Raw genomic sequence first — 16378 nt, 5'->3', positions numbered from 1 at the left:
ACGGCGCTGTTGAACGACAAGGCTATTGCACCACCGGCTTCACCTCGCCCTTGCTGACCGCCTCCATGCGCTCGAGCAAGGTCGCCCAGTCGACCCGGCGGTTGTAGCCGACCACGTCCAGGTGCGGCACGCCCGAGCCCTGCACGATGGTGAAGCCGCGGCTGCCGTCGGGCGCGGCCTTGGCCGGGCCCAGGCCGTCCATGTGGCAGACCTCGTCGGCCAGGCGGCAGGCGATGCCGATGCGGGCGTAACCGAAGTCGTCGAAAAAGCCGATCAGCCGATCCTGCAGGCTGCCGACGAAGGACGAATCGCCGACGCTGGACAAGTCCTGCACCGCGCGCTGGCTGATCCGTTGGCGCACGCCCGGGGTCTTGCGCGTGTGCAGTTCGGCGTTGAACGCGGTCGGCTGCCAGTCGACCAGACGTACTTGATCGATGCGTCCGTACAAGCGCCCGGTGATGCTGCCGAAACCGAACACGCCGGTCAGCGATTCCAGATCGAGATTTTCCAGCGCCAGGTCCGAACTCAGGGTCGGCGCGACCCCGAACGGGCGCTCCATCGCCAGCGACGACACCGCCACGGTGCCGCCGAACAACTGCATGGTCAGGCCGCCATCGAGTTCGAGCCGATCGTCGGCGTAATGCGCTTGCGGAATGCGCCCGCTGAGTTCGCCGGTGAACGCCGGCCAGTCCAGCGCCTTGGACAATTGGCCCACATCGAGGCGGTCGAGATTGAGGCCGAACCGCACGTCCAGACCCTTGCCGCCCGCGGGCGGGCGCAGCCGCAAGCCGTCGAAACCGGCGCGGCCGCCGAGCATCGGAAAATTCACCGCGCGCAGCAGCCGCAGTTCGCCGCCACCGCTGGAGAACGGCAAGGTCACCGCGCCGAATTCCAGACCGTACAGCGCGCCGCCGCGCCAGCCCAGTTCGCTGGCGACCGGCGCATCGGCCGAATAGCGCACCTGGCCATCGAGACCGTCGAAGCGGAACCGGCCCTGCGGGTCCTTCGTCGACACCTGTTGCAGGCTGGCTTCGGCCAGCTGCAATTCGTCGCCGCTCATGCGCACGCGCGCCTGCGCCGCGCCGGAAAGCTCCAATTGCCCCAGGCCGGCGAGACCTAGGAAACCCGACAGATAGCCGTCGCGCAGCGGCGCGAGGTCGGCGCTGCGCAGGTCCAGATCGAGCGCGGCCAGACTCGCGTCCGGCGTCAACGCGGCGCTGCCTTCGAGCGCGAGGATGCCGTCGTCGCGCCACATCAATTGCGGCAGTCGCCAGCCCTCGCCTTCGCGCTGCTCGGCCTGCACACGCAAGTCGACCGCTCGTTTGTGCAATGAAACGTAGGCGTTGCCGAACAGCAGCTCGCCGCCTTGCACCTGTCCGTCAATCGCGACCGTATCGGCACGGTCGAGCTGAGCTGAAAGGTTCAGCTGCGCGCCGAGGTTCTCGGCCGCGATCAATCCGTCGGGCGTGTCGAGCGCGCCGCCTTGCAGGCGCAGCGGACCGGTGATGCTCAACGGTTTGTGTTGCGGCGCGGCGATGTCGAGCCGGCCGTCGAGCGTGCCGGCCTTGATCCGTCCGGCCGGCCACGCCTGCGAGACCAGCGCCTGGGCCCAGGCCAGCGGCACGCGGGTCAGGTCGATCCGGGTCAGATCGGGACTGGCGGCCGCGCGCTGCAAGGCCAGCGCGGCGGCGCCCTGGCTCAAGCGCAGATCGGTGCTGGCCACGCCGAGGTCCAGCGCCAGCCGAAAGGGCTTGCCGCCGGCGCCGCGCAACTCTCCGTCGCAGCGCCAGCCGCCGCGGCCGTCGCGCTGCAGCGGGCAACGCCAGACCACATCGCGGAAGCGATAGCCCAGATCCGGCGCCTGGATGTGCCCGGCCTGCAATTCCAGTTCGCCGTGCTCGGCCCGCGCGGGCCAGGACAGGCGCACTTTGACCTGCTCCAGCGTCACCACCGCGGTCGCGACGCGCTGAATCCTGGCGTTCAGTGTGTACGCTTCAGCATGGGTCGGCGCCGCCCACAAGGCGGGCAGCGACAACAGCATCAGGAGGCGTAACATGGTCCGCAGCATGGAAGCAGGATAGCGGGCGGAAGCGAACCGGCAATGAAGAATCCACAGGTCCCACGCGTATTGCTGGTCGAGGACGACCCGACCAGCCGAGCTTTTCTCACCGCCGCGGTCGAGGCGATGCCGGCCGAAGTCGACGGCGCCGCCACCCTGGCCGCGGCGATGGCGCTGGGCGATGCCCAGGATTACCAGTTATGGCTGTTCGATGCGCACCTGCCTGACGGCAGCGGCATCGATCTGCTCGAACGCCTGCGCCAACGGCATCCGGCGACCCCGGCGCTGGCGCATACCGCGACCGGCGAGAGCGACATACGCAACCGCCTGATCGCCTCGGGTTTCTCCGACGTGCTGGTGAAGCCTTTGCCCGCCGCCGCGGTGCGTTGCGCGATCCGGCGCCTGCTCGGTCTGCCCGAACACGATGCGCCCGCGTCGTCGGCGGCGGCATCGCAGGAAGAAGCGCCGATATGGGACGACGATATCGCCGCGCGCGCGCTCAACGGCAACCGGGTCCACATCGCCACCCTGCGCGGTTTGTTTACCCAGGAGCTGCCCAACGCGCGGCGTTCGATCTGTGCCGCGGCTCAGATCGGCAATCTCGAAGCGTTGCGCGGGGAACTGCACAAGCTGCGCGCGAGTTGCGGCTTCGTCGGCGCCGCGCGCCTGGCCCAGGCGGTGCAGGCGTTGCAGGCGCAGCCGGATTCGAGCGCGTTGTTGCAGCGGTTCGATCAGGTGGCGTTGGATACGGTTGAGCAGACGGGTTGAGGTTTGCCGTGGCGTGTGGGCGTGGCGTCTTGTACCGCTTCGCTTCGATCGCAGGTTGCGGGCATGAACCGATGGGTTCGCGGTGTCCGGGAGTTCGCGGTCGCGGCTTGCGCCGCTCCTACAGGGGCTGACGTCGCTTGATCGATGGTGGTTACAGCGTTCGCATCGAGCGTGAAGTCACGCTCGATGCAGTGACCTCAGCGATCGCTGTCGGCAGCCGAATCTGGTCCTGAATCCGCGGCTTCACGCCTGGGCGCGACGCGCGCCAGTTCGGCCAGCATTTCCCAGGATTTCAGTCCGCGCGGGCCGAGGTGATGGCTCAGCACCGCGCGCATCGCATGCCGCAATCCGGGCAAGTCCGACGGGTCCGGCGCGGTGTCGCCGGTCAGCGCGAGCAAGGCACGCCCGGTCGCCGCCGCGCTGCGCTCGCCATGGCCGCGATCGCTGAGCAAACGACGCGGCCCCTGCTCCGGATCGAGGCGGTAACGCGCGGCCGGGTCGATCGCGACGCCGTCGGCATCGACGCTCCAATCGAAACCCGAACCCAGCGCTTCGAGCAGATCGCGCTCGAAGCAACGCAGGCTCCACGCCAACTGCCCGCCGCGCAGTTGCGCGCGGGTGCGGGCGTAGAGATCGTACAGCTCCGGCAAGGGATCGCCGCGCGGCACCAAGCGTAGCAACAACTCGTTGATGTAGAAGCCGGCCAGCGAGGTTTCGCCGTCCAGGCGCGGCGCCGCGTCCAGCGCTTCGGCCGAAATCAATCGCGCCAACTCGCCGCGCAGCAACGCGTCGAAGCGGATGTGCTGGAACGGCTGCAAGGCCGCGCGCAGGACCTGTCGCTTGGGGCCTTGCACACCGCGCGCGATCAGGCCGACCCGGCCCTGCCGCTCGCTCAGCACTTCGACCAGCAAGCTGGTTTCGCGCCACGGGCGCGTGTGCAGGACGTAGGCGGATTCGGCGGTCAGACGCATGCGCTCACACTAGCTCAGAAGCTGCTCGCGCGAGACCGCGCCACGTCATCGCGACGGCGCAAACATACGCGCTCAAGCGGCATCGGTGCCGACGTCGCGCAGATGCCGCATCGCGGTCATCCGCGTCACCAGCCAGCCGATCCCGATCAGGAACAACGACAGCGCGCAAATCGCCAAGGTGCCCAGCGCCTGTCCGTAGCCGTAGCGATATGCCTGCCCGGCCGGCAGAAAACAGTCCGGCCCGTAGATCATCGCCAGCCCGGCGCATAGCGTCGCCACGCCCCAAGCGAGGCCCGTCGCCAAGGCATACGGCCATACGCGATAGCGCTGCCGCTTGTCGTCGCGACGCAGTCGCCGCGCGATCGCGCCGCCGATCAACGCGCAGACCACGCCGCCGCCGAACACCACCGCGATCAGGCACGACACGCTCGCCACCATGAGTACGCGGTAGACGATGCCCGGCGGGGCCTGGGTGGTGATCGCGATGGAGTCGGCAGGTAAGCCCGGATAACGGCCATGGTAGGTGTCGCGGGATGTATCGGCGTGCTGTACGTCCTCGTCGTTCAAGGACAGCGAGGTCTTGATCCGCCATCCTTCAGGCACGCTGACCGTCAGATGCAGGTTGCCGAAACCGGCCCAGCTGCGCGCCGGCGCCAACACATAGGCGAACTGGTACAGCAAAGTCGGGCCATCGCCCTTGCGCTGCATCGCATCGGCGCGGTAACTCGCGCGGAACCGGTGGCGTCCCGGCGGCAACACGAAATCCAGGGCCAGGCTCGAAGGCGCCTGGACCTCGTACGACAACGGTCGTTCGCCGGTCAGCGAAGGCGTGGTTTCGGGCGGTTGCCAGTTGCGCGGCAACGCCGGCAGATCCAAAGGCCGCGCCGTGATCGCGCGACCGTCGAGCGTCGCCTCGAATTGGCTGACATCGGGCGCGCCTGTGGCGAACACCGGCCGCAGTCGGATCGCCGGACCTGGGTTGTCGAGCCAATAGTCGACGAAAACCTTGGCCTCGGACGACTTGTCGGACAGACCGTTCAAGTCGATGTGCAGGCTTTCGCTGTCGATTCGCACCGTATCGAAGCCCTGCGGCTCGGCGCTCACCAGCGCGTCCTGCCAGGGTTTGCCCATGTTCGCCCAGGCCGGCGTCAGGCATGGGAGCGCGAGCAGCAGCGCCAGCGCGGCGGATCGACATCGCGCCGCCGCGCCTACCGCCGTTTCAGTCATGGTAACCAAGAGAGCGCAACGCGGCCTCGTCGTCCGACCAGCCTTCGCGCACGCGCACCCAGGTTTCCAGAAACACCTTGGAGCCGAACAAGTGCTCCATCTGCACGCGCGCCTTGGCGCCGACTTCGCGCAGGCGCGCGCCGCCCTTGCCGATCACGATCGCCTTCTGGCCGTCGCGCTCGACCCAGATCACCGCGCCGATGCGCAGAAGCGCGCCGTCGACGACGAAACGTTCGATCTCGACCGTGGTCGCGTACGGCAGTTCTTCGCCGAGCTGGCGCATCAGCTGTTCGCGCACCATCTCGCCGGCGAGGAAGCGCTGGCTCTTGTCGGTGATCTCGTCCTCGCCGTACAGCGCCGGCTGCTCGGGCAACAGCGCCATCACCTCCTTGACCAACGCGTCCAGGCCCTTGTTCTTGAGCGCCGAGATCGGATGCACCGCGGCGAAATCGCGGCCTTCGCTGACCTTGGCCAGGTACGGCAGCAATGCGGTCTTGTCGGTGATGCGGTCGACCTGATTGACCACCAGCACCACCGGCACGCCGGCGTTGCGCAGGGCTTCGAACGCGAGCGTGTCCTCGTCGTCCCACTGCCCCGCGCGCACCACCAGCAGGGCGGCGTCGACGCCGTCGATCGAACCGCGCGCGGCGCGATTCATCATCCGGTTCATGGCCCGCTTCTGTTCGCGGTGGATGCCGGGGGTGTCGACCAGCAGCAGTTGGCCGTCGGGAAAGGTGGCGATGCCGAGCAAACGGTGACGGGTGGTCTGCGGACGTGGCGAGACGATGCTGACCTTGGCCCCGACCAGGGCGTTGACCAGGGTGGATTTGCCGACATTGGGGCGGCCGATGACGGCGACGTGGCCGGCGCGATACGAAGAAGAAGTCATGGCGCGGATTGTCCGCCCCTGGGGGCGGCAGGGCAAACGATTCCGGGAATCGGGAATCGGGAATCGGGAATCGGGAATCGGGAATCGGGAATAGCATTGCGGCACAGGGTCGGCAGTCAAGCGAAAGTTAGACCGTTAAGCAAAAGGCCCACCAGTGGCGGGCCTTTGATGTTGCTTGAACGATTCCCGACTCCCAATTCCCGATTCCCGGCCCTCTCGATTCCCGAATCCCGGCCCCTCAATCATCCGCCTTGAGCTGCCTCAAGGCATCGTCGGCGGCGAGCTGTTCGGCCGCGCGGCGCGATCCGGCCTCGCCTTCGGCGCTGATCGGTGGCTGGCTGAGGGTGCAGCTGACGCGGAAGGTCTTGGCGTGGTCCTCGCCGCTTTCCGAAATCAGCGCGTACACCGGCAGGGGTTTCTGCCGGCCCTGCAGCCATTCCTGCAGGCGGGTCTTCGCGTCCTTGCCGACCTTGTGCGCGGGCGGCAGCGCTTCCATCGCCGGCACGAACCACGGCAATACCTGCGCGCGGCAGGTTTCGAACCCGGCATCGAGGTAGATCGCCGCGACCACCGCTTCGAGCGCGTCGGCCAGGATCGAGTCGCGGCGGTGACCGCCCGACTTCATTTCACCGGGGCCGAGGGTCAGGCGCGCGCCCAGCTCCAGGGTGCGCGCGATCGGCGCCAGCGCCGATTCGCGGACCAGCTCGGCGCGGGCGCGGGTCAGCGCGCCCTCATCGGCCTGCGGCCAGCGCTGGTACAGCGCTTCGGCCACGATCAGATTCACCAGCGCATCGCCGAGAAACTCCAGCCGCTCGTTGTGCGGGGCCCCGGCGCTGCGGTGGGTCAGGGCTTGATCGAGCAGTGCGGGGGTGGAAAAGCGATGCACTTCGATATCAATCGGTTTTACTGCGGAACTGTTGTTCTGCGCGGAAGTGACCGATCACGTCGAGATTGCCGATCAACTGACGGCGTACTTCATAATCCACGGTGACTTCCATGCCTGAGTCGCCACGTATGATCTTAAAATTGGTCGGCTTCACGCTGTCGACGTAGCTCATTTCCATCCGCCGGAAAAAAAGATCGCGTATTTTGTTCGCATCCATCTGAGCTGCGCCGGGCTCATTGGAAAGGTCTGTTAATGAACGCTTGACCGAGTAGAACTCCGAATACATCGGCACCAGCTTCATGCCCATGTAAACAAACACACCACCCACGCCCAGCATGATGATGAACCCGATCAGGGTAATGCCGCTCTGCTTACGCTTCATACCTTCGATCCCCAGTTGATCTCACTGCAGTTGATCCCACTACCGATCCGGATTTGGCCCAGGTCCAAACCGCGTCCCCACCGCGACGGCTACCGGCCGTTACGGAATGCTGTTGCCGATGCGCGAAAAGTCCACGCCACCATCGAAGTTCATCCAGATCAGGAACGCCCGGCCGCGCAGGTTCTGCTCCGGCAGGAAGCCCCAGTATCGGCTGTCTTCGCTGTTGTCGCGATTGTCGCCCATCACAAAATACTCGCCCTTGGGCACGACCCAATCGCCCTCGCCCTGGTCGAGCAGCGGCGATTCGGTGCGCAGCAGGATCCGATGCACATGTTTGCCGATCTGTTCGCGCAATTCCTGTGAGCCGGTCATCTCGGTGCCATTGCCGCGACCCTGGTAGGTCCCGATCGGGGCATAGATGATCGGCTCGCCGTTCACGGTCAGGCGGCCGTCCCGGTAGCTGACCTTGTCGCCCGGCAGGCCGATGATGCGCTTGATCCAATCCTGTTCGGGATGGTGCGGCGGCCGGAACACGACCACGTCGCCGCGCTCGGGCTCGCCCATCGCCAGCACCTTCTGGTTGCTGATCGGCAGGCGCAGACCGTAGGTGAATTTATTGACCAGGATGAAGTCGCCGGTCAGCAGGGTCGGCATCATCGAGTTCGACGGGATCCGGAACGGCTCGGCGATGAAGCTGCGCAGGATCAGCACCACGAACAGCACCGGGAAGAACGCCTTGGAGTAGTCGACCAGGACCGGCTCCTTGCCGTCGTCGAGCAGGCCCTCGCGCGCGGCGCGGCGCTTGGCCAGCACCATCTTGTCGAGCAGCCAGACCAGGCCGGTGATCAGGGTCAGCGAGACCAGGGCGATTTCGAACCAACGCATGCTTGTTCCTTTGGGCGGGAACGGCCGGGAGTCGGGATCGGGAACCGGGAATCGGCCAAAGCCGCTGCACCCATTCCCGAACCTGCCTCACCCGCCTCCCGCGCTAGTTGATGGAGACGAAAACTTCAGAAAACCCGGATCCCGGCCGACGCGTCGACGATTCCCGATTCTCCATTCCCTATTCCCGTCCGAATTACTTGTTGTCGGTCGACAACACCGCGAGGAACGCTTCCTGCGGAATCTCGACCCGGCCGACCTGTTTCATCCGCTTCTTGCCCTCTTTCTGCTTCTCGAGGAGCTTCTTCTTGCGGCTGATGTCGCCACCATAACATTTGGCCAAAACGTTCTTGCGCATCGCCTTGACCGTGCTGCGGGCGATGATCTGCGAGCCGACCGCGGCCTGGATCGCGACGTCGAACATCTGCCGCGGAATCAGGTCCTTCATCTTCTCGCACAGCTCGCGGCCGCGCCGGTCGGCGTGGCTGCGGTGGACGATGATCGACAGCGCATCGACCTTGTCGCCGTTGATCAGCGTGTCCACGCGCACGAACGGGCCTTCCTGGAAACGCAGGAAGTGATAGTCCAGCGAGGCATAGCCGCGCGAGACCGACTTGAGCTTGTCGAAGAAGTCCAGCACCACCTCGGCCATCGGCAGCTCGTAGCTGATCTGCACTTGGCTGGCCATGTAGGTGATGCCGATCTGCACGCCGCGCTTTTCCTCGCACAACTTGATCACGCTGCCGATGTAATCGGGCGGGGTGAGGATGTTGGCGCGGATCACCGGCTCGCGGATTTCCTGCACCATGTTGACCGGCGGCAGCTTGGCCGGGTTGTCCATGGGGATGATCGTGCCGTCGGTCTTGAGGACCTCGTAGATCACCGTCGGCGCGGTCGAAATCAGGTTGAGATCGTATTCGCGCTCCAGGCGCTCCTGCACGATCTCCATGTGCAGCATGCCCAGGAAGCCGCAGCGGAAACCGAAGCCCATCGCCTCGGAGCTTTCCGGCTCGAAACGCAGCGCGGCGTCGTTGAGGCGCAACTTGTCGAGCGCTTCGCGCAGCGCCGGATAGTCCTCGGCGTCGACCGGGAACAGGCCGGCGAACACGCGCGGCTGCATTTCCTGGAAGCCCGGCAGCGGCTTGGCGGCCGGATCGCTGGCCAGGGTCAGGGTGTCGCCGACCGGCGCACCGTGCACGTCCTTGATCGAGGCATTGATCCAGCCCACCTCGCCCGGACCCAGCCGCGCCAGATCCTTGCGCTTGGGCGTGAACACGCCGACCTTGTCGACCAGATGGGTGCGGCCGGTCGACATGACCAGGATCTTGCTGCCCGGCACGATCTCGCCCTGCATGACCCGCACCAGCGAGACCACGCCGAGGTAGTTGTCGAACCACGAGTCGATGATCAGCGCCTGCAGCTTGTCGGTGTCGCGCGGCTTCGGCGGCGGAATGCGCTTGACGATCGCTTCGAGCACCAGATCGACGTTGAGGCCGGTCTTGGCGCTGATCGCGACCGCGTCCTCGGCGTCGATGCCGATGACCGCTTCGATCTCGGCCTTGGCGCGTTCGATGTCGGCGGTCGGCAGGTCGATCTTGTTGAGCACCGGCACCACTTCCAGGCCCTGCTCGACCGCGGTGTAGCAGTTGGCGACCGACTGCGCTTCCACGCCCTGGGCCGCGTCGACCACCAGCAGCGCGCCTTCGCAGGCGGCGAGCGAACGGCTGACTTCGTAGCTGAAGTCGACGTGGCCCGGGGTGTCGATGAAGTTGAGCTGATAGGTATTGCCGTCCTTCGCCTTGTACGGCAGCGAGACGGACTGAGCCTTGATGGTGATGCCGCGCTCGCGCTCGATCGGATTCGAGTCGAGCACTTGCGCTTCCATCTCGCGCGCTTCGAGACCTCCGCACAGTTGGATGATGCGGTCGGCGAGCGTCGACTTGCCATGGTCGACGTGGGCAATGATGGAGAAGTTTCGGATCAGGTGCATGCGGGGCGACTTGAAGCTCGCCGGCTCCAATGAGTGAGCGGACAGGAAAATTAACGGCGGATTATCGCATAGCCCCCGCCCTCGACGGCGAATCTTCGCCACGCAGCTGAAGCGCCGGTCGACCAGGGCACNNGGGATGCGGCGACGCCCGCCGTGGCAGCGGCGGGCGTCGCATGCAACCTCCATAAGCGTCACCGATCCGGCCCGGGTGGGTTAGACGGCCCGGGCCGGTCCGCGCAGTGGCTTATTTGTCCTCACCGGCTTCGACCGCGATGAACTGGGTCGTCGCGCCGCGCCGGACCAGCAGCATCACGGTCTGACCGGGCTTGACCCCGGCCAGGGCCCGGTCCAGGGCGGCCACATTACCGACCTGACTGCGTCCGACCGACAGGATCACATCGCCTGGGCGCACGCCCGCGTCGCCGGCGGCATCGCCCGGATCGCGCACGACCACGCCCTCGCCCGGCTTCAGGCCCAGGCGCTGACGCGCGGCGGCATCGACGTCCTGCGCGATCAGGTTCAAGGGATTGCCGTTGGCGCGCGGCACCGCCTTCTCGCCCGGACGCGCCGATGGATCGCCGGCCAGGCCGGCGGCGGCATCGGTGTCGAGTTCGCTGACCGCCACGTTGATCTCGATGGTCTTGCCGTCGCGGAACAGCCCGACCTTGGCCTTCGAGCCCGGCGCCATGTTGCCGATCAGCGGCGGCAGGTCGCTGGATTCGCGGATCTGGGTGCCATTGACCGTGCGGATCACATCGCCCAACTGGATGCCGGCCTTGTCGGCCGGACCGCCCGGCAGCACCTGATTGACCAGCGCGCCGTTGCTGTCGGGCAGGCCCAAGGCCTGCGCGCCCTTGCTGTCGAGCACCTGCACGACCACGCCCAACTGCCCGCGACTGACCTTGCCGCTGGCGCGCAACTGTTCGGCCGAATTCATCGCCACATCGATCGGAATGGCGAAGCTCACGCCCATGTAGCCGCCGGAGTTGGAGAAGATCTGCGAGTTGATGCCGACCACCTCGCCGCTGGTATTGAGCAGCGGACCGCCGGAATTGCCCTGGTTGATCGCCACGTCGGTCTGGATGAACGGCACGTAGCGCTGATCGGCATACGGGTTGCTACGCCCGACCGCGCTGACGATGCCGGCGGTGACCGAGTGATCCAGGCCGAACGGCGAGCCGATCGCGACCACCCACTGCCCGGCCTTGGTTTGTCCGGCCGCGGCGGCGCGCAGGAACGGCAGGCCCTTGGCCTCGATCTTGAGCAGGGCCACGTCGGACTGCTCGTCGCTGCCGATCACCTTGGCCTTGAACTCGCGCCGGTCGGTCAGCTTGACCGTGACCGTGTCGGCGCCGTCGACCACGTGGTGATTGGTCAGCACATAGCCGTCCTGCGAAATCAGGAAGCCGCTGCCGATCGAGCGGCCGCCGCCGCGCGGCTGGCGCGGGCCCTGCTGGCCTGGACCGCCCGGCATGCCGTCGGGACCGAAGAAGCGGCGGAAGAATTCGGGAATCTGGTCTTCGTCGGGCATGCCGCCGCGGGCGGTCGCGCGCTCACGCTTGGGCGTGACTTCGGCGCTGATATTGACCACTGCCGGCCCGACCCGCTGGACCAGGTTGGTGAAGTCCGGCAGGCCGGCGACCAGCGGCGCGGCCGGGGTCGCCGCCGGCGGCGGCGCGATCGGGGTGGTCGGCGCCTGCGCGGTGCAGGCGACCGGCAACGCGGCGATGATCGCGCCGAACAAGGCCAGCGACTGCAGGGGACGCGCGCGCCGCGGATGGGCCGGCGCAGTGCGGATGGAGGAGCGATTCATCGGCGATGGGGTCATGGAAGCGGCCTCGATACGACGTGGAGTTCGGGAAAAAGGCTGGGAAAAGACAACAAGAACCCGTTGCGCGGCGACGCCGCGCATTGCGTTGGAGGTTGGAGCGAGGGGCCGGCCCGACGCGTTCGGCTGCGGCGCGGGTCGACCTGGCGCTGACGGAGCAGCCAAGGCCGACCTCGACCGGACCAGCTTACGGCGAGGGCTGCGGCCGTTCCTGGACCGGCGGCCGGGTTCGCGCCTCTTCGGCCTGGGTCGCGGGCTCGAAGGGATAGAACGACGGCGAGTTGCCGTAACTGGCGGTGTAACCGCTGCCCGCGGTCTGATAGTTCGGCAATGCCGCGCGCGGCCACGGACGCGCCGCCGGCGATTCGTTCTGCGGCTGCGGACGGAACGGGTTGGCGTGGGTCGCGTCGGCGAGCACCGGCGAACTGGCGCCGCCGGCCGCGGCGACCTGCAACGGCGCATCGGCCTGGCGCTCGGAAGCGCGCAGCGCGGCGCGCTGGCTCTGGCCGCGCGAACGGCGCTCGGCCAGGCGACGCGGAATTTCCGCGACCGCGACCGCACCGGCGGCGAGCCCGGAGGCGTCGGCCGAGGTCAGCGACGGCTCGGCCTCGGCCGCCGTCGCGAGCGCCTGCGCCGGCTCGGCCGGAATGGGCTGCGGGGCGGGCTGCTGGGTGGGCTGGGTGTTCTGCGCCGGCGTTACCGTGGTGGTCTGGGCCGCGATCTGGGCCGGGTCGGCGTTGCCGCCGGCCTCGTCGGAGAACGGCCGCGCCACGAACAAGGCCGCGACCGCGACCGAAGCCGCCAGGGCCGCGCCCCCGATCCAGCCACGCCGCGAACCGGCGGCCCGGCGCGGCTTGATCCCGACGTCCTGAGCCGCGGCGGTATCGCGCACGTTCTGCAAGGCCGCATCGGCGGCGATCGCCGCGGCGACGCGATCGGCGAAACCCGGATCGGCGAAACCGGGCGTCACGCCCGCGCCGGCCTGGCGGCGCAGCAGGTCGCCGCACAGCTGCCAGCGACCGCAGGTGTCGCGCCATTGCACGTCGTGACCGAGCCGCCTGAGCGCGAAACGCGCCGCGTCGGCATCGAGCTCGCCGTCGAACAAGGCGCTGAGGTTCTCGCGCTCGTCGCGGTGGGCATCGCTATGGAATGGGGTCGAAGTCATCAGTGGGCGCGCTCCCGGGGGCGGTGGTTACCCTGGTCTTGATTGTCCAACAGGGGCCGAAGTTCCGTATCGATCGCCTCGCGGGCGCGGAAAATCCGCGAACGCACGGTACCGATCGGGCAAGCCATCTTCTGCGCGATCTCTTCGTAGCTCAGGCCGTCCACCTCGCGCAGGGTGATCGCGGCCCGCAATTCCTCCGGCAGCGAATCGACCACCTTCATCACGGTGCGTTCGATTTCCTGCCGCAGCAGTTCGTGTTCCGGCGTATCGGTGTCGCGCAAACGGATGCCGGTATCGAACTGCTCGGCGTCGCCGGCGTCGATATCGTCGGTCGGCGGCCGCCGGTTCTGCGCTACCAGGTAGTTTTTGGCGGTATTCACGGCAATCCGGTGCAACCACGTATAGAACTGGGCGTCGCCGCGGAAATTCGCCATCGCGCGGTACGCGCGGATGAAGGTTTCCTGGGCCACGTCCTGGCATTCGCTCCAGTCGGGAATGTAGCGCCCGATCAACGCGGTGATCCGATGCTGGTACTTGCGCACCAATACATCGAAGGCCGTGCTGTCGCCGCGCTGGACACGCCTGACCAGCTCCTGGTCCAACAACTCATTTTCGGCCATACCGCGCCGGCACTCCTGTCAGCTCGGCCATGGCCGAACAATGGGACAACCCTGTCGGGGGAAAGTTCAATCGCTGGATTAATGGGGCCACCGGCGACCTCGCGCAACCGCCAAGTGTCACATAGGCGATGCGCCGCCGGCCGGGACGGTCCATTGTGGTCGCCAATCCCCTCGTTTGCGTCGCGGTCTTGTCGGGTTCCCGGGTCACTTCGGCGGTGCCGATTTGACGGCGACGAAACAAGATCGGGATGATAGCGACCTATTCCATACCTGAACGGATGGTGCGGCATGACTGCAGCCCTCGACGGCCTCCCCGCGTTTGCCGGGCTCCGTGCCCGGCACTGGCACACCCAACTGCGCGAGGACGGCGTACTGGTGCTTTCTTTCGACCGTGAGGGATCGCCGGTCAACACCTTCGCGCAGGACGTGCTGATCGAACTCGACGGCCTGCTCGAGCGCCTCGCGCTGGACCCGCCCAAGGGCCTGGTGCTGCGCTCGGCCAAGAGCAGCGGCTTCATCGCCGGCGCCGACATCAAGGAATTCCAGACCTTCGACGAAAAGGGCACGGTCGGCGATGCGATCCGTCGCGGCCAGCAGGTGTTCCAACGTCTGGCCGAACTGCCCTGCCCCACGGTCGCGGCGATCCACGGCTTCTGCATGGGCGGCGGCACCGAGATCTCGCTGGCCTGCCGCTACCGCGTCGCCAGCAGCGACCCGTCGACCCGGATCGGCCTGCCGGAAGTGAAGCTGGGTATCTACCCGGGCTGGGGCGGCAGCGTGCGTCTGCCGCGCTTGGTCGGCGCACCGGCCGCGTTCGACATGATGCTGACCGGCCGCACCCTGTCGGCCTCGGCCGCGCGCGCGATCGGTCTTGTCGACAAGATCGCCGAACCGGCGGTGCTGGTCGACACCGCCGCCGGCCTCGCCCTGCGCGGTGCGGACCGTCCGTTCAAGCAGCGCTTCATGGGCTGGGCGACCAACACCTGGCTCGCGCGCAAGATCCTCGCGCCGATGCTGGTCAAGCAGGTCGCGCGCAAAGCCAAGAAAGATCACTACCCCGCGCCGTACGCGCTGATCTCGACCTGGGAGCGTACCGGCGGCGGCATTCAGGCCAAGCTCGCGGCCGAACGCAAGTCGGTAGTGAAACTGTCGGGCACCCCGACCGCGCGCAACCTTATTCGCGTGTTCTTCCTGCAGGAACGGCTCAAGGGCCAGGGCGGCAAGGAGCACGGGATCAAGAACGTGCATGTCGTCGGCGCCGGCGTGATGGGCGGCGACATCGCCGCGTGGTCGGCCTACAAGGGTTTCGAAGTCACCCTGGCCGATCGCGAGCAGCGTTTCATCGACGGTGCCTTGGAACGCGCGCAGGAACTGTTCGCCAAGAAGGTGAAAGACGAAACCAAGCGCCCGGCCGTGGCTGCGCGCTTGAAAGGCGATCTGGGCGGAGCCGGCGCCGACATCGCCGACCTGGTGATCGAAGCGATCATCGAAAAACCCGAAGCCAAGCGCGAGTTGTACGACCAGGTCGAACCGCGTTTGAAAGCCGATGCGCTGCTGACCACCAACACCTCCTCGATTCCGCTCGACGAACTGCGCGAACACATCCGCCGTCCGGCCCAGTTCGGCGGCCTGCATTACTTCAATCCGGTCGCGTTGATGCCGCTGGTCGAGATCATCCGCCACGATCAGATCGCACCAGAAACCGAGCAACGTCTCGCGGCGTTCTGCAAGGCGATCGACAAGCTGCCGGTACCGGTCGCCGGTACCCCGGGCTTCCTGGTCAACCGCGTGCTGTTCCCGTATCTGCTCGAAGCCGGCAATGCCTTCGCCGAAGGCATCCCGGGCCCGGCGATCGACAAGGCCGCGATCAAGTTCGGCATGCCGATGGGTCCGATCGAGTTGATCGACACCGTCGGCCTCGACGTCGCCGCCGGGGTCGGCGCGGAATTGGCGCCGTTCCTCGGCCTGACCGTACCGGCCGCGCTGAGCACGGTCGAGCCGGGCAAGCGCGGCAAGAAGGACGGCCAGGGTTTGTACAAGTGGGAAAACGGCCGCGCGCAGAAGCCCGAGTTGCCGAAGGACTACAAGGCGCCGACCGATCTGGAAGATCGCCTGATCCTGCCGTTGATCAACGAAGCGGTGGCCTGCCTGCACGATGGCGTGGTCAGCGACGGCGACCTGCTCGACGCCGGGGTGATCTTCGGCACCGGTTTCGCTCCTTTCCGCGGCGGTCCGATTCAATACGTGCGCGAGACCGGCGTGGAGAACGTGCTCGCGCGTCTGCAGCAGTTGCAGGCGCGTTACGGCGATCGGTTCGCGCCGCGACCGGGTTGGGATTCGGCGGCGTTGCGCAAGTAGGCGCGCCAGGCGAATCGCAGACGAAGAAGCCGCGCATTGCGCGGCTTCTTCGTTTTTGAGTGCTGCCAGCTAACGTAGCGACATAGCCTGCCTGTAGGAGCGGTGCAAGCCGCGACCGCGCCATTACGGCAGCGTCGAAACCTATGCCGTAACCGCACTCCCGCGGTCGCGGCTTGCGCCGCTCCTACAGGTAGGCCATTCGGCTTTTGATTGGGCTTGAAGCCGCGCAGTTCATCCAGCGCTGCGAAACCACGGACTCGCGTTAGCAAACGCACACCCGAAGGGCGACGCGCATGGATGCGCGTCGCGCGCCACCGGGACATGGATGTCCCGTGTGGCGCGTGCCTGCGTCG

General features: G+C 67.0%; 13 protein-coding genes. 2 read left to right on the top strand and 11 right to left on the bottom strand.

Features of this window, described 5'->3' with window-relative positions; all coding sequences use genetic code 11:
* Nucleotides 1-22: 22 nt before the first annotated feature.
* Complete coding sequence (locus ASD86_RS14245; protein WP_157476631.1) at nucleotides 23-2056, bottom strand: hypothetical protein; 2034 nt, start codon at nucleotides 2054-2056, stop codon at nucleotides 23-25.
* 45 nt (nucleotides 2057-2101) lie between these two features.
* Here ASD86_RS14245 and ASD86_RS14240 point away from each other — a divergent pair, with 45 nt between their 5' ends.
* Entirely contained in the window at nucleotides 2102-2827 is a 726-nt protein-coding gene (locus tag ASD86_RS14240) for a response regulator (RefSeq protein ID WP_082578345.1), read from the top strand.
* Between the two features lie 197 nt (nucleotides 2828-3024).
* Here ASD86_RS14240 and recO read toward each other — a convergent pair whose 3' ends face one another.
* From recO to rpoE, 10 genes are all read right to left on the bottom strand, one after another.
* Nucleotides 3025-3798: a DNA repair protein RecO gene (recO, locus tag ASD86_RS14235; RefSeq protein WP_056111570.1), complete on the bottom strand. Its 774-nt coding sequence runs from the start codon at nucleotides 3796-3798 to the stop codon at nucleotides 3025-3027.
* Between the two features lie 72 nt (nucleotides 3799-3870).
* The gene (locus ASD86_RS14230; protein ID WP_056111567.1) at nucleotides 3871-4929 is read right to left on the bottom strand and encodes a hypothetical protein; all 1059 of its coding nucleotides are present in this window, start codon (nucleotides 4927-4929) and stop codon (nucleotides 3871-3873) included.
* Nucleotides 4930-5017: 88 nt separating this feature from the next.
* Complete coding sequence (gene era, locus ASD86_RS14225) at nucleotides 5018-5914, bottom strand: GTPase Era (RefSeq protein ID WP_036112168.1); 897 nt, start codon at nucleotides 5912-5914, stop codon at nucleotides 5018-5020.
* Nucleotides 5915-6152: 238 nt separating this feature from the next.
* Nucleotides 6153-6806 (bottom strand): ribonuclease III, encoded by a 654-nt coding sequence (rnc, locus tag ASD86_RS14220; protein ID WP_235567779.1) that lies wholly within the window; start codon nucleotides 6804-6806, stop codon nucleotides 6153-6155.
* 1 nt (nucleotide 6807) lies between these two features.
* Complete coding sequence (locus ASD86_RS14215; protein ID WP_056111562.1) at nucleotides 6808-7182, bottom strand: DUF4845 domain-containing protein; 375 nt, start codon at nucleotides 7180-7182, stop codon at nucleotides 6808-6810.
* Nucleotides 7183-7281: 99 nt separating this feature from the next.
* Nucleotides 7282-8067 carry a signal peptidase I gene (gene lepB / locus ASD86_RS14210; RefSeq protein WP_056111559.1) on the bottom strand — a complete coding sequence of 262 codons (786 nt, stop codon included), beginning with the start codon at nucleotides 8065-8067 and terminating at the stop codon, nucleotides 7282-7284.
* Between the two features lie 193 nt (nucleotides 8068-8260).
* On the bottom strand, nucleotides 8261-10054 hold the full coding sequence (lepA, locus tag ASD86_RS14205) for a translation elongation factor 4 (protein ID WP_056111556.1): 1794 nt from the start codon (nucleotides 10052-10054) through the stop codon (nucleotides 8261-8263).
* A 244-nt stretch (nucleotides 10055-10298) separates the two neighbouring features.
* Nucleotides 10299-11867: a Do family serine endopeptidase gene (locus ASD86_RS14200; protein ID WP_082578344.1), complete on the bottom strand. Its 1569-nt coding sequence runs from the start codon at nucleotides 11865-11867 to the stop codon at nucleotides 10299-10301.
* Nucleotides 11868-12069: 202 nt separating this feature from the next.
* Nucleotides 12070-13047, bottom strand: a complete 978-nt coding sequence (locus ASD86_RS14195; protein WP_056111553.1) for a sigma-E factor negative regulatory protein — start codon at nucleotides 13045-13047, stop codon at nucleotides 12070-12072.
* Nucleotides 13047-13667 (bottom strand): RNA polymerase sigma factor RpoE, encoded by a 621-nt coding sequence (rpoE, locus tag ASD86_RS14190; RefSeq protein WP_046657182.1) that lies wholly within the window; start codon nucleotides 13665-13667, stop codon nucleotides 13047-13049. Before rpoE ends, ASD86_RS14195 begins: the two co-directional genes overlap by 1 nt.
* Before the next feature lie 288 nt (nucleotides 13668-13955).
* On the opposite strand from rpoE, the gene ASD86_RS14185 reads away from it, so the two are divergent.
* Nucleotides 13956-16025: a 3-hydroxyacyl-CoA dehydrogenase NAD-binding domain-containing protein gene (locus ASD86_RS14185; RefSeq protein ID WP_056111550.1), complete on the top strand. Its 2070-nt coding sequence runs from the start codon at nucleotides 13956-13958 to the stop codon at nucleotides 16023-16025.
* Nucleotides 16026-16378 lie beyond the last annotated feature (353 nt).

Source organism: Lysobacter sp. Root690 (genome assembly GCF_001427785.1).
Classification (GTDB): Bacteria; Pseudomonadota; Gammaproteobacteria; order Xanthomonadales; family Xanthomonadaceae; genus Lysobacter.
The sequence above is the reverse complement of the archived record's forward strand: the minus strand, read 5'-3'. Positions and strand labels throughout refer to the sequence as shown.

What these genes read in the sequence shown, in the direction of transcription:
- ASD86_RS14245 (WP_157476631.1), bottom strand. Translation starts at nt 2,056, where the DNA reads ATGTTACGCCTCCTGATGCTGTTGTCGCTGCCCGCCTTGTGGGCGGCG.
- ASD86_RS14240 (WP_082578345.1), top strand. Translation starts at nt 2,102, where the DNA reads ATGAAGAATCCACAGGTCCCACGCGTATTGCTGGTCGAGGACGACCCG.
- recO (WP_056111570.1), bottom strand. Translation starts at nt 3,798, where the DNA reads ATGCGTCTGACCGCCGAATCCGCCTACGTCCTGCACACGCGCCCGTGG.
- ASD86_RS14230 (WP_056111567.1), bottom strand. Translation starts at nt 4,929, where the DNA reads ATGGGCAAACCCTGGCAGGACGCGCTGGTGAGCGCCGAGCCGCAGGGC.
- era (WP_036112168.1), bottom strand. Translation starts at nt 5,914, where the DNA reads ATGACTTCTTCTTCGTATCGCGCCGGCCACGTCGCCGTCATCGGCCGC.
- ASD86_RS14215 (WP_056111562.1), bottom strand. Translation starts at nt 7,182, where the DNA reads ATGAAGCGTAAGCAGAGCGGCATTACCCTGATCGGGTTCATCATCATG.
- lepB (WP_056111559.1), bottom strand. Translation starts at nt 8,067, where the DNA reads ATGCGTTGGTTCGAAATCGCCCTGGTCTCGCTGACCCTGATCACCGGC.
- lepA (WP_056111556.1), bottom strand. Translation starts at nt 10,054, where the DNA reads ATGCACCTGATCCGAAACTTCTCCATCATTGCCCACGTCGACCATGGC.
- ASD86_RS14200 (WP_082578344.1), bottom strand. Translation starts at nt 11,867, where the DNA reads ATGAATCGCTCCTCCATCCGCACTGCGCCGGCCCATCCGCGGCGCGCG.
- ASD86_RS14195 (WP_056111553.1), bottom strand. Translation starts at nt 13,047, where the DNA reads ATGACTTCGACCCCATTCCATAGCGATGCCCACCGCGACGAGCGCGAG.
- rpoE (WP_046657182.1), bottom strand. Translation starts at nt 13,667, where the DNA reads ATGGCCGAAAATGAGTTGTTGGACCAGGAGCTGGTCAGGCGTGTCCAG.
- ASD86_RS14185 (WP_056111550.1), top strand. Translation starts at nt 13,956, where the DNA reads ATGACTGCAGCCCTCGACGGCCTCCCCGCGTTTGCCGGGCTCCGTGCC.